The sequence below is a fragment of the Janthinobacterium sp. NKUCC08_JDC genome (assembly GCF_019345575.1).
Taxonomy (GTDB): Bacteria; Pseudomonadota; Gammaproteobacteria; order Burkholderiales; family Burkholderiaceae_D; genus Janthinobacterium; species Janthinobacterium aestuarii.
Map to the genome: position 1 here is coordinate 16020 of NZ_JAHKQW010000009.1, position 13390 is coordinate 29409.

A 13390-nucleotide genomic window follows, 5' to 3' on the forward strand; every position below is an offset into this window, starting at 1 on the left:
GTTGCGGCACTTTTGGCACCACAGCTGTCCGGCGAAAAAAATGTGCAGGCGTATTAAACAAGCCACACTGTATATGTGTCAAGCGCTTTGGGGGCGCAATTCACGTTTCAATATAAAACAAGCGCTCTAAAAGCGCTTGTTTGGGGAAAACAGGGGTAAAACGTTAGTGTTTTACTACCTCGCCGGCCGCGTCAGGCTTGGCCGCGGCGGCCGTGACAGCCTCCACCGCAGCGACGTCCGCCAACGCTTCAGGCATGCGTTCGAGGGCGATTTCCAGCACTTTGTCGATCCAGCGCACCGGGACGATCTCGAGCTTGTTCTTGACGTTGTCCGGAATGTCGGCCAGGTCTTTCACGTTCTGCTCGGGAATCAGGACCGTCTTGATGCCGCCGCGATGAGCCGCCAGCAGTTTTTCTTTCAGGCCGCCAATCGGCAATACTTCGCCGCGCAAGGTGATCTCGCCCGTCATCGCCACGTCGGCGCGCACGGGGATGCCCGTGAAGACCGACACCATCGCCACCGTCATGGCCGCGCCAGCCGAAGGACCATCCTTCGGTGTCGCGCCTTCCGGCACGTGGATGTGGATGTCGCTCTTCTCGAACACGTCCGCCTTGATGCCCAGGCGCTGTGCCCGGCTGCGCACCACCGTGCGGGCTGCCTCGATCGACTCCTTCATGACGTCGCCCAGGGTACCCGTGCGGATGATGCCGCCCTTGCCCGGCATCGACACGGCTTCGATGGTCAGCAGATCGCCGCCCACTTCCGTCCATGCGAGACCGACCACCTGGCCCACCTGGTTTTCTTTCTCTGCGACACCGAAATCATAGCGGCGCACACCGAGGAACTTGTCCAGATTCTTCGAGTTGACGATGACTTTCTTGTCGGATTTCTTCAGCAGCAGCATCTTGACCACCTTGCGGCAGATCTTCGACACTTCACGCTCGAGCGAACGCACACCGGCTTCCCGCGTGTAGTAGCGGATGATGTCGCGCAAGGCCGACTCGGCCACCGAGATTTCCTCTTCCTTCAAGCCATTGTTCTTGATCTGCTTCGGCAGCAGATAACGTTGCGCGATGCTGGTCTTTTCGTCTTCCGTGTAACCGGACAGACGGATCACTTCCATGCGGTCAAGCAAGGCTGGCGGAATATTGTACGAGTTCGACGTGGCCACGAACATCACGTCGGACAAGTCGAAATCGACTTCGATGTAATGGTCGGAGAACGTGTGGTTCTGTTCCGGATCGAGCACTTCCAGCAGGGCCGACGATGGATCGCCACGGAAATCGGCACCCATCTTGTCGACTTCATCGAGCAGGAACAAAGGATTGCGCACGCCGACTTTCGACAGCGATTGCAGGATCTTGCCCGGCATCGAGCCGATGTAGGTGCGGCGGTGGCCGCGGATCTCGGCTTCGTCGCGCACGCCGCCCAGGGCCATGCGCACGAACTTGCGGTTCGTCGCGCGGGCGATGGACTGGCCCAGCGAGGTTTTACCGACGCCAGGAGGACCGACGAAGCACAGGATCGGGGCTTTGAGCTTGTCGACGCGCTGTTGCACCGCGAGGTATTCCAGGATGCGTTCCTTGACCTTGTCGAGGCCGTAGTGGTCGCCTTCGAGCACTTTTTCCGCATTCGACAGATCGTTATTGACCTTGGATTTCTTTTTCCAAGGCAAATTGACGAGGGTGTCGATGTAGTTGCGCACGACGGTGGCTTCGGCCGACATCGGCGACATCAGCTTGAGTTTTTTCAGCTCGTTGGTGGCCTTGTCGAGCGCTTCCTTCGGCATTTTTGCCGAAGCGACTTTTTTCTCCAGCTCGTCGAGGTCGGCGCCATCTTCGCCCTCGCCCAGTTCTTTCTGGATCGCCTTGACTTGCTCGTTCAGGTAGTACTCGCGCTGCGATTTTTCCATCTGGCGCTTCACGCGGCCGCGGATGCGCTTTTCCACCTGCAGAATGTCGAGCTCGCCTTCGAGCTGGCCCAGCAGGTGCTCAAGGCGCTTGGCCACGCTGAAAATTTCCAGGATGACTTGTTTTTGCTCAAGTTTCAGCGGCAAATGCGCGGCCACCGTGTCGGCCAGGCGGCCGGCATCGTCGATGCCCGACAACGATGCCAGGATTTCCGGCGGGATCTTTTTGTTCAGTTTGACGTACTGGTCGAACTGCTGCACGATCGCGCGGCGCATGGCTTCGACTTCCGACTCGTCGCCCGGCTCGGACTCGAGCGGCGTCAGGTCGGCGATGAAGTGCGTCGGCGCATCGCTGATATGGTTGATACGGGCACGCTGCGCGCCTTCGACCAGCACCTTGACGGTGCCATCGGGCAGCTTCAGCATTTGCAGAATATTGGCGACGCAGCCAATTTCATAGATATCCGAAGGAGACGGCTCGTCCTTCGCGGCTGCTTTTTGAGCGGCAAGCATGATGCTCTTGCCCTGCTCCATCGCAGCTTCCAGCGCCTTGATCGACTTTGGACGGCCAACGAACAGCGGTATCACCATATGCGGGAAAACGACGACATCCCGCAACGGCAATAACGGCAGTTGAGTTTGCTCAGTTAATTTGGAAGTTGTCATGGCGTACCTTATAGAAAGCGTGTTTACGATGTTGGCGCTCGCTGCCAAAACACAAGACCGGCGAGAATAAATAATTCTGTGAAACAAACATTTTTCTGTCTATTTCGCAAAACACACCCGCATGACGGTAATAAATGCAGTTTTCACAGTAAAAAAGCCACGCGCAGCTAAGCGCCGCGAGTGGCTTTCCGATTGAAGCCTGCACTCATTGATTTAAATTGTACTGCCATGCATTAAGGAATCAAAACCCTTTTTATGCATTTGTCTCAGCAGTAATCAATTTTCTCCGGAGGCCTTGGCAGTCTCTTGATAAATCAACAAAGGTTTGGCGCCACTGGTGATGGTATTTTCGTCGATGACGACCTTCACCACATTTTGTTCGCTCGGCAGTTCGTACATGACGTCCAGCAAAGCATGTTCCAGAATGGAACGCAGGCCACGGGCACCGGTCTTGCGCGCCAATGCTTTCTTGGCGATCGCATGCAGGGCGGCCGGACGAATCTCCAGTTCCGCGCCTTCCATGTCGAGCAGCTTCGAATACTGCTTGATCAGCGCATTCTTCGGCTCGACGAGGATCTGGATCAGCGCCTCTTCCGTCAATTCCGCCAAGGTGGCAATGACGGGCAGACGGCCGACCAGTTCCGGGATCAGGCCGAACTTGACCAGGTCTTCCGGCTCCGCTTGCAGCATCAGTTCGCTGGCCGAGCTTTGCGACTTGCTGCGCACCGTGGCCGAGAAGCCGATGCCGCTCTTTTCGGAGCGGTTGGCGATCACTTTCGACAGGCCGTCAAAGGCGCCGCCGCAGATGAACATGATGTTGGTCGTGTCGATCTGCACGAAATCCTGGTTCGGGTGCTTGCGGCCGCCTTGTGGCGGCACGGAAGCCATCGTGCCTTCGATCAATTTCAACAGCGCCTGCTGCACGCCCTCGCCCGACACGTCGCGCGTGATGGACGGATTGTCGGACTTGCGCGAAATCTTGTCGATCTCATCGATGTAGACGATGCCGCGCTGGGCTTTCTCGACGTCATAGTTGCAGCTTTGCAGCAGCTTCTGGATGATGTTTTCCACGTCCTCGCCCACATAACCGGCTTCGGTCAGGGTGGTGGCATCGGCGATCACGAACGGCACATTAAGCATGCGCGCCAGGGTCTGTGCCAGCAGGGTCTTGCCCGAGCCGGTAGGACCGACCAGCAAGATGTTGCTCTTGGCCAGTTCGATGTCGTCTTTCTTGCCCAGGTGCTTGAGGCGCTTGTAATGGTTGTACACCGCCACCGACAGGATGCGCTTGGCAGTCTGCTGGCCGATCACGTACTGATCAAGCAAGGCGGCAATTTCTTGCGGCGTCGGCAGGTCGGATTTGGTACCGGTCACCGTCTCGATGCTCGACGTTTCATCACGGATGATGTCGTTGCACAGGTCGATGCACTCGTCGCAAATAAATACGGACGGGCCGGCGATGAGTTTCTTCACCTCGTGCTGGCTTTTGCCGCAGAACGAGCAATACAGTAATTTTTCGCCGCTAGAGGATTTTTTGTCTGACATAAGGCATTTTGGTTGGAACTGCATTAACAATATTGCAAAATCGCAAGCCGGATGATGGTTGCCGCCCGCAAAGGCGGCTACCCATGGCGCAAGTCAACAACGTGCACAAGCTCCATGCTACCCGAAATAAAAGCGAAACGCCCGAACGTTTGATCGCCCGGGCGTTTACTTACGTACTTAGCAATACCGGTAGGGGCTCATCAAGCGCGGCTGGTCAACACTTTGTCGATCAAACCATACTCAACGGCCTCGTCGGCGGACATGAAACGGTCGCGGTCGGTGTCCTTGGCGATCTGTTCGATCGACTGGCCCGTGCGCTCGGCCATGATGCCGTTCAAGCGGGTGCGCAGGTAAAGGATTTCCTTCGCCTGGATCTCGATATCGGACGCCATGCCTTGCGAACCACCGGACGGCTGGTGAATCATGATGCGCGAGTTCGGCAGCGAGAAACGCTTGCCCTTGGCGCCAGCGGCCAGCAGGAAAGCGCCCATCGAAGCAGCCATGCCCGTGCACAGGGTCGAGACGTCCGGCTTGATGAACTGCATGGTGTCGTAGATGGCCATACCGGCCGAGACCGAACCACCTGGCGAGTTGATGTAGAGCGAGATTTCCTTTTCCGGATTTTCGCTTTCCAGGAACAGCAGCTGGGCGACAACCAGGTTGGCCATCTGGTCATTGACCGGGCCGACCATGAAAATCAAGCGTTCCTTCAGCAGGCGCGAGTAAATATCATACGAGCGCTCGCCGCGACCGCTTTGTTCCACCACCATCGGCACCAGGCCGAGCATCTCTGTGTCCAGCGCCGGATTACGGTTCATACCTGTCATTTCATTTCCTTGTGAAGCAGTTAGGGGATACCGCCCTCGCCTTTCGGCAAGAGCCGGCATCCCAATACCAACTGGTTTACGCTTGTGCGTTGCTTCCCATCAGTTCGTCGAAAGCAACTGCTTTCGTCGTGACTTTCGACAGGCCCAACACGTAAGTGACGACGTTTTCTTCCAATACAAGGGCTTCGATCTCACCCAGACGACGACGGTCGCTGTAGTAGTACTTCAGCACTTCGCGTGGATCTTCGTAGCTTTGGGCGAAATCTTCGATTTGCGCTTTGACTTGCTCAGGCGTTGCCTGCAGGTTGTTGTCGCCCACCAGTTGCGACAGGATCAGGCCCAGGCGTACGCGACGCTCGGCTTTTTCTGCGAACAGTTCTGCTGGGAAAGGCACGTCCTTGACGTTCATGCCGCGCTGCGCCATGTCTTGACGGGTCATTTCGGCCAGGCGCTCGGAATCCTGAGCGATCAGCGTTTTTGGCACTTCCAGCTCAGCAACTTTGATCAGCGCGTCCATGACGGCTTCCTTGTTGCGTGCTTTCACGCGGCCAGCGACTTCGCGTTGCAGGTTGACTTTGATGTCTTCGCGCATTTTGGCCAGGTCGCCATCGGCAACGCCCAGGGACTTGGCGAATTCGGCATCGACTTCCGGCAGGTGCGCCCATTCCAGCTTTTGCAGGGTGATGGTGAACGATGCGGTTTTGCCGGCAACGTCTTTACCATGGTAGTCCTCTGGGAACGACAATGGGAACGTCTTGGCTTCGCCAACTTTCAGGCCCAGGGTCGCTGCTTCGAATTCTGGCAGCATGCGGCCTTCGCCCAGCACGAAAGCGTAGCCTTCAGCTTTGCCGCCTGGGAATTCAACGCCGTCGATCGAGCCAACGAAGTCGACGGTCACGCGGTCGCCGTTGGCAGCGACAGCTTCGCCGCCGTCGCCGTGTTCGCCAGCTTCGCCCTTGGTGTGGAAGTGCACGCGCTGCTTGCGCAGGATGTCGATGGTCTTGTCGATTTCGGCTTCCGACACGTCGGCTTGCACGGTTTCGATTTCAACGGCCGTCAGGTCGCCGATGGTGACTTCCGGATACACTTCGAACGTTGCGTCGAAAGCCAGCTGGCCTTCGGCTGCTTCTTCTTTCGGCACGATGTTCGGGAAACCGGCCACGCGCAGATTGTTTTCGTTGGCGGCGTCGTTGAACGCGCGGCCGACTTTGTCATTCAGCACTTCCGATTCAATTTGGTAGCCGTATTGTGCTGCGACCATTTTCAACGGCACTTTGCCCGGACGGAAGCCCGGTGCCTTAGCCGTACGGGCTTGCACTTTCAGGCGCTTCTCAACTTCCGTGCGGACGTCCGTCAGCGGGAAGGAGATCGTGATACGACGTTCGAGTTTGCCCAAGGTTTCGACTGCAGTTGCCATGTAAAAAATCGTCCAAAAAATAAACACTGTTGGTGCGAGAAAAGAAGACCCGACCCCTTGCGCCATCACTGGCGGCAAGACATGGGCCCAGCTTCACTCGCTCGCATATTCATCTGTAAAAGTACTGAAAACAGGACGATGGACCTGGTCTACCCGGCTGAGGGAAAACCCGCACCAGGCACCAAACAATCCGCCGCTTCCAGTACTGCGACAGGGCTCCGAGCGTCCAGCCATGCGTCTAAGTATATGCAGGGCCGGCCATCATTCGGTAAAGCGTGGCATTATAACAAAGGACTTCGGGAAAGTGGCTGGCTTTGCAGCCCGGCCACAGAGGATACCAGCGGCGGCGAACGAGTCGCCACAGCCTGGGGGTGCCCTGTCTTTACTCTTGCCCCGGCATTCTTTATTTCGCCAGAGACAGGCTTTCCAGCCTGCTTCGTTCATTAGTATATGCGAACTGGCGCCCCGTCCGAAACAAAGAAATGCGCTCACAGCGAAGATTTCGGGCAAAAAACCTTTGATTTACCTCAATTTGGCCATTTTTCAGGCAAACCTAAGCCGCGCGCGCCCTCTCCAAGTGAATTTAATGGAGAAAACATCATGAGCGATAGCACATCCGGCAGTTCCAGCAACGCCAAAGCCAAGCTGCAAATGGTCCTCAGCCGCCTGCTCGACGGCGTATCCGATGACGACCTGCAAAAAATCCAGACGGAAGTCGATGAAATGGAATTGCGCATGCGCGGCGATGGCCACCACGACCACGACCACCCCACCGTCGCCTGATCCGACAGTGGCTGCGCTTACCGTGCGCGCCGCGCCACCGGATGCGGACGTGCTGGCCGCCGTGGAAACGGCGCTGGCGACCCACCGCGCGTTTGGCGACAGCGACTATATCCGCGACCAGCTGGCCATCACCTACCGGCGGCGCCTGCACAAACTGGGCGGCACCCTGCCCGAGGCCGCGCGGCTGGCCAGCCTGCTTGAGGGGGCGCCACCGGCGCGCCAGCGCCAGCTGCTGGGCGACACGGTGCTGCGCTGCGCCGTCCAGCACGCCATGCGCCAGTTGCACCTCGGCGACGAGTACGGCTTGCCCCTGCCGCAATGCGCGGCATTGTTTCAGGCGGCCAGCGCACACCTGGATGCGGGCCTGCCCGGCGGCCCGCTGACGACGCACCTGCCCGACATGGCGCGTCTTTACGGCGAGCACCCGCCGCAGGATAACGGCACTTACCTATGGCATGCCTGGCAGGAAGGTACGCCGTATGCGCGCGCCTTTCTTGCAGTGATGGACGATAACTACGGCGCGCCACTGGCCACGCCCACGCCGCAGGAACGGACCCTGCTGCGCCGCGGGCTAGGCTTGCTGGAAACCTTGCTGCCCCGCCTCACGACCAGCGCGCTTTCTCACGTGCAATTGGTCGCCCTGTTTCCCAAGCTGGGCACGTGGCGCGGCAAGGCGTCCAGCTCGCAATTTCGCGTCAACGGCAGCGTGTTCCTGAACCAGGAACTGATCGGCAATCCCTGGTGGCTGGCCGAGCACTTGCTGCACGAGTCGCTGCACCAGAAACTGTACGACTTCCGCCACGGCCACAGCCTGCTGGCGCCCGACTATGCGCGCGAGGATGGCGCCAAGGTCTGCTCGCTGTGGAATGCGCCCGATGATGAGGGCAATCACTATTGGGATGCCCACCGCACCCTGGCCGCCTTTCATGTGTATGTCCACCTCGCCTTGCTGTGCCTGCTGGCCGAGCAACAGGAGGCGGCACTGTCGCCCCAGTACGGGCCCATCGGCCAGCACATGAGCGGCAGCCGGCGCGCCATCGACCGCGCCCGCTACCTGGGCGAACAATTGCAAAGCACCACCTGGCCGGAACTGGGACTGGCCGGGCGGCAGATGACGCACTGGCTGCTCGATGTGCTCGACGCGCTCGACACGCAACGGCGGCCAGGCGGCGCCACCGTGCATTTGCTGCTCGACCTGTACGAGCGCCAGAGCCGCAAGCTCGACACTTATCTGGCGCAGCAGCCGCCACCGCGCAGCGACACGCTGGCCGCGCAGGCGCGGCAAGAACTGGCGATGACGCGCGAGGCGCTGCACCTGCTGGACAAGGAACTGCCGCCCTCAACGCAGGCGCACGAGCACAACTGGCCGCAGACACGGCAACGCGTCTTGCAGGCGCTGTGGCCGCTGACTGAAGATGATCATTTAATGGAAAGGAATGGCTACCCGCAGGCGCAGGCAGTGATTGCGCAGATGGTGCAACAGTCGAGCCGGCAGCTGGGCGCGCTGGGCGCACTCGCTTAATTGACTACTTTGGAGAAAATCTTGATGGCGCTGCACATCCGGGCTGGAACAACCCGGATTGGTGCGGATGGGGAGACTCGAACTCCCAAGCCGAAGCACTGGCTTCTAAGACCAGCGTGTCTACCAATTCCACCACATCCGCATTTGGTACTACTTTGTGCTACTTGTTGCAGCCTGCTCCTGATTTTAACAACTCGGGAGCGATCTGGCTACCGCAGACTAAACGAGCAAGCCCTCGGTAAAGCAAAGGCGGCATTCTACTGGATTTCCCAGAGGAATGCCGCCTTTTTTATGCCAGCACCCTGGCGCTGGCGCCTAGCCTTCTTTTGCGCTCACCGGCTCTGGCCTCTTGACCCGGAACCAGGCCGCATACAGGGCCGGCAGGAACAGCAAGGTCAAGGCCGTCGCCAGGATCAGGCCGCCCATGATGGCCACGGCCATCGGCCCCCAGAACACGGAGCGCGACAGCGGGATCATGGCCAGCGCCGCGGCGGCGGCCGTCAGCACGATGGGGCGGCAGCGGCGCACGGCCGAATCGATGATGGCGTCCCACGGGGCGGAGCCGTCCTTGATGTCTTGCTCGATCTGGTCGACGAGGATCACCGAGTTGCGGATGATCATGCCGAACAGCGCGATGATGCCCAGGTTGGCCACGAAACCAAGTGGCCGGCCCAGCGCCAGCAAGGCAAACGCGGCGCCCGCCACACCCAGCGGCCCCGTCAGGAAGACCAGCAGGGAACGCGAGAAACTGTGCAGCTGCAACATCAGCAAGGTGAAGATGATGAAGATGGCCAGCGGCAGGTTCGCCGAGATCGACGCTTCCGCCTCGCCGCTGTCGGCCGCCACGCCTTTCACCACGATGCGGTAGCCGGACGGCAACTTGGCGCGCAAGGCGTCCAGCTGCGGCGCCAGCTGCGTCGACACGGTCGCGCCCTGGATGCCATCGATCACGTCCGACTGCACGGTGATGGCCCATGCGCGCTTGTCGCGCCAGACGACACCCGGCTCCCACACGAAATGCGCGCGGGCCAGCTGCGAAATGGGCACGGACTTGCCCGTCGCCGTCGGGATATTCGTGTCATTCAACACGGAAATCGTCGCCCGCTCTTCCAGAGGCTGGCGCACCTGGATGTCGATCAGCTTGTTGTCCTCGCGGAACTGGCCGATGACGGTGCCCGACAGGATCGTATTGGCCGCCTGCATCACCGTTTTCGAGGTGACGCCCAGCGCGCGCATCTTGTCCTGGTCCAGGTCCAGGCGCAGCACTTTCACCGATTCATTCCAGTTGTCATTCACGCCCAAGGTGTTCGGATTGGCGCGCATGATGTCCTTGACCTGGTCGGCGATGGCCCGCACACCCGCCACTTCCGGCCCCATGACGCGAAATTGCACGGGATACGGCACCGGCGGCCCATTCGGCAACAGCTTGACCCGGCCCCGCACTTCCGGGAAGTCCTTCTTGAAGACGTCGACGATTTGCTGGCGCAAGCGTTCACGGTCCGCCAGGCTCTTCGGCAAGACCACCACTTGCGACACATTGGTCTGCGGGAAGATCTGGTCCAGCGGCAAATAGAAACGGGGACTGCCAGTGCCCACATAGCTGGTCACGCTTTCCACGCCGTCGAGCTTGCCGACGAAGGCTTCGAATTTCTTGACCTGCTTTTCATTCGCGGCAAACGTCGTGCCTTCGGGCGACCACAGTTCCACCATCAGTTCCGGACGGCTGGAATCGGGGAAGAATTGCTTTTCGATAAAGTTAAAGCCGTAAATACCGAGCGCAAAGATGGCCAGGGTGGCGGCAATCGTCGTCTTGCGCCATTCCACGCACCAGGTGACGGCACGGCGGAAGCGGCGGAAGTTTGGCGTATCGAACAATTCATGGTCGTTATGCGCGTGCGGTTTGACTTTCAGCAAGATGTAGCCGATGTACGGCGTAAACACCACGGCCACCACCCACGAAATGATCAGTGCCAGCGCATTGACGGAGAACAAGGAGAACGTGTATTCGCCGGCGGCCGACTTGGCCAGGCCGATGGGCAAGAAGCCCGCCACCGTGATCAAGGTGCCCGTCAGCATGGGCATGGCCGTCGACGTGTAGGCGAACGTGGCCGCGTCGAAACGCGACATGCCCTCTTCCATCTTGCGCACCATCATCTCGACGGCAATGATGGCGTCGTCGACCAGCAAACCCAGCGCGATGATCAGGGCGCCCAGCGAAATCTTGTGCAAGTCGATGTCGAGCAGGCGCATGAACAGGAAGGTGACGGCCAGCACCAGCGGGATGGTCAGCGCCACCACCAGGCCCGGCCGCACGTCGATGCGCAGCGGCTTCGTGTGCAAGCCCAGCGCAACGAAGCTGACGGCCAGCACGATCAGAATGGCTTCGATCAGGGTATGCACGAATTCGCCCACGGAAGCGGACACGGCTTCCGGCTGGTTCGACACGCGCTGCAATTCTATGCCGACCGGCAATTCACTCTTCATGCGCGTGACGGTGGCCTGCAAGGCCTTGCCCATGTCGATGATGTTGCCGCCCTTTTCCATCGATACGCCCAGGCCGATCACTTCCTTGCCGTTGAAACGCATCTTGTCCTTCGGCGGATCGACAAATTCTCGTTTCACCGTGGCAAAGTCACCGAGGCGGAAGGTGGTGCCGTTGGCGCGCAGTTCCAGGTTTTCCAGATCCTTGACGGTCACCATGGCGCCCGTCACGCGCACTTGCAGATTATCGGTCGGCGTCACCAGCACGCCCGTGGCGTTGATGCTGTTTTGCGCGGACAGTTGCTGCACGATGGCGTCGAAAGGAATGCCCAGCTGGGCAAATTTCTTGTGCGAGAAGATGATATTGATCTTTTCATCCTGCACGCCGAACAGTTCCACCTTCGATACCTGCCCCACGGCCAGCAGTTCCTGGCGCACCTTGTCCGCGTAATCCTTCATTTCCGCGTAGGTAAAACCGTCGCCGGACAGGGCGAAGATGGAACCGTACGTGTCGCCGAACTCGTCATTGAAGAACGGGCCCACGACGCCGGCCGGCAAGGTGCCCTGGATGTCGCCGATCTTCTTGCGCACCTGGTACCAGGCGGCCGCCGTTTCCTTGGGCGGCGCCGATTCGCGCAATTCCAGCAAAATCAGGGTTTCGCCCGGCTTCGAATAACTGGTGATCTCGTCGATGTACGGCGTTTCCTGCAGTTTCTTTTCCAGCTTGTCCGTCACCTGCTCGGCCATCTGCAAGGCCGTGGCGCCGGGCCAATACGCTTGCAAGACCATGGCGCGGAAGGTGAACGGCGGATCTTCATCCTGGCCCAGGCTGGCATAGCTGAGCATGCCGCCAATGAGCAGCACGGCCATCAGGTAGCGCGTCAGCGGGATGTGTTCGAGCGCCCAGCGCGACAGATTGAAGCCGCCCTTCATTTGGCCGCACCCACGGTGACGGCAGCAGCGGCGGCAGCCGGCTTGCTGGCCACGTCGGCGCCGAGGATGGTCACTTTCTGGCCCGGCTTGAGCAGGTTGACGCCGGCCGTGACCACCGTCTGACCCGCTTTCACGCCCGACGCCAGCAGCAACTCATTACCGGCCACGCCGCCCACCGTCACGGGCACGAGCTTCACGGCGCCGTTTTCCACCACCCACACGGAACTTTGCGACTTTTCATTGAACAGGGCCGTCAACGGCACCTTGATCTGCGGCGTGGCCGTCTGCGAGGCGAACTGCACCACGGCCGTCATGCCCAGGCGCACTTGCGGCGCGTCCGGGATGCTGACCTTGGCAATATAGGTGCGCGTGGCGGCATCGGCCACGGGCGACACTTCGCGGATCTTGCCCGGCAGCGCCTGTTTCGGGTCGGCCCACAGGCGCACGACCACATCCTTGACGCCACGCAAAGTCTCGACCTTATCTTCCGGAATGCCGATCACGACTTCCTTCTCGCCGCTCCTGGCCACTTGCACGACGGGCGCGCCGGGCGCCACCACCTGCCCCACTTCGGCCTCGATGCGCGTGACAACGCCATCGACGTCGGCCAGCAGGCTGGCATAGCCGGACTGGTTCGCCTGGCCACGGTACAGTGCCTGGGCCGCTTCCACGTTCGCCTGCGCCGCCTTGTAGGTGGCATCCTTGCCATCGAGCACAGCCTGGCTGACGAAATTTTTCTCGCGCAAATCCTGGTAGCGTTTCAATTCCGCGCGCGCCAAGTCGCGGCTCGTTTCCGCGCTGACCAGCGAAGCCTTGGCCTGCGCCTGCGACAGCTGCAAGTCGACGGGATCGAGCTGCATCAGCACTTGCCCCTTCTTGACGCTGGCGCCCACGTCGACCTTGCGGGCGACGATCTTGCCGCCCACGCGGAAACCCAGCTGCGACACGACGCGGGGCACGACCTCGCCCGACAGCTCGGCACTGACGTCAACATTACTGCTAGACAACACGATCGCGCGCACGGGGCGCACGTCTTCCACTTTGACGGCAGGCTTGGAACAGGCCGCCAGAGTCAGCGCGAGGGCTGCGGCGGCAGTCAGCCGCAGGGCGGGAAGTGCGGATGCGCCGGTCTCGCGGCGCAGGGTTTTCAGGGCAAACAAGGTATTTTCCTTTACTATGCGGGCTGCAATATTTTTATGCGGAGAAACTTTTTGCCTGCCCTTTGGGCCAAGACAAACTTTTTCGCACGCGATATCCTTAAATTTGTGACAATATCAGCTTGGTCGTGACGGGGAGTATTCTTCGCC

At 59.9% G+C, this 13390-nt stretch carries 8 protein-coding genes and 1 tRNA gene; 2 read left to right on the forward strand and 7 right to left on the reverse strand.

Annotated features, from left to right (window positions below; all coding sequences use genetic code 11):
- Positions 1-163 precede the first annotated feature (163 nt).
- The 4 genes from lon to tig form a co-directional block, all read right to left on the reverse strand.
- Positions 164-2575: an endopeptidase La gene (lon, locus tag KO538_RS19655; RefSeq protein WP_034751007.1), complete on the reverse strand. Its 2412-nt coding sequence runs from the start codon at positions 2573-2575 to the stop codon at positions 164-166.
- 276 nt (positions 2576-2851) lie between these two features.
- Positions 2852-4120, reverse strand: coding sequence for an ATP-dependent Clp protease ATP-binding subunit ClpX (gene clpX / locus KO538_RS19660; protein ID WP_034751010.1), 1269 nt, complete (start codon positions 4118-4120; stop codon positions 2852-2854).
- 200 nt (positions 4121-4320) lie between these two features.
- Complete coding sequence (gene clpP, locus KO538_RS19665; protein WP_374106865.1) at positions 4321-4938, reverse strand: ATP-dependent Clp endopeptidase proteolytic subunit ClpP; 618 nt, start codon at positions 4936-4938, stop codon at positions 4321-4323.
- An 85-nt stretch (positions 4939-5023) separates the two neighbouring features.
- Entirely contained in the window at positions 5024-6364 is a 1341-nt protein-coding gene (tig, locus tag KO538_RS19670) for a trigger factor (protein ID WP_219329482.1), read from the reverse strand.
- A gap of 600 nt (positions 6365-6964) precedes the next feature.
- On the opposite strand from tig, the gene KO538_RS19675 reads away from it, so the two are divergent.
- Both KO538_RS19675 and KO538_RS19680 read left to right on the forward strand, forming a co-directional pair.
- A complete protein-coding gene (locus KO538_RS19675; protein WP_034751016.1) occupies positions 6965-7147 on the forward strand; it encodes a hypothetical protein in 183 nt (60 codons plus the stop codon).
- Entirely contained in the window at positions 7110-8669 is a 1560-nt protein-coding gene (locus tag KO538_RS19680; RefSeq protein WP_219329385.1) for a hypothetical protein, read from the forward strand. Before KO538_RS19675 ends, KO538_RS19680 begins: the two co-directional genes overlap by 38 nt.
- 59 nt (positions 8670-8728) lie before the next feature.
- Here KO538_RS19680 and KO538_RS19685 read toward each other — a convergent pair.
- The 3 genes from KO538_RS19685 to KO538_RS19695 all read right to left on the reverse strand — a co-directional run bounded on the left by KO538_RS19685 (position 8729) and on the right by KO538_RS19695 (position 13243).
- A tRNA-Leu gene (locus KO538_RS19685) sits at positions 8729-8811 on the reverse strand.
- A gap of 173 nt (positions 8812-8984) precedes the next feature.
- Positions 8985-12083: an efflux RND transporter permease subunit gene (locus KO538_RS19690; RefSeq protein WP_219329386.1), complete on the reverse strand. Its 3099-nt coding sequence runs from the start codon at positions 12081-12083 to the stop codon at positions 8985-8987.
- Positions 12080-13243 carry an efflux RND transporter periplasmic adaptor subunit gene (locus KO538_RS19695; RefSeq protein WP_080698541.1) on the reverse strand — a complete coding sequence of 388 codons (1164 nt, stop codon included), beginning with the start codon at positions 13241-13243 and terminating at the stop codon, positions 12080-12082. The genes KO538_RS19690 and KO538_RS19695 overlap by 4 nt, the downstream gene beginning before the upstream one ends.
- Positions 13244-13390 lie beyond the last annotated feature (147 nt).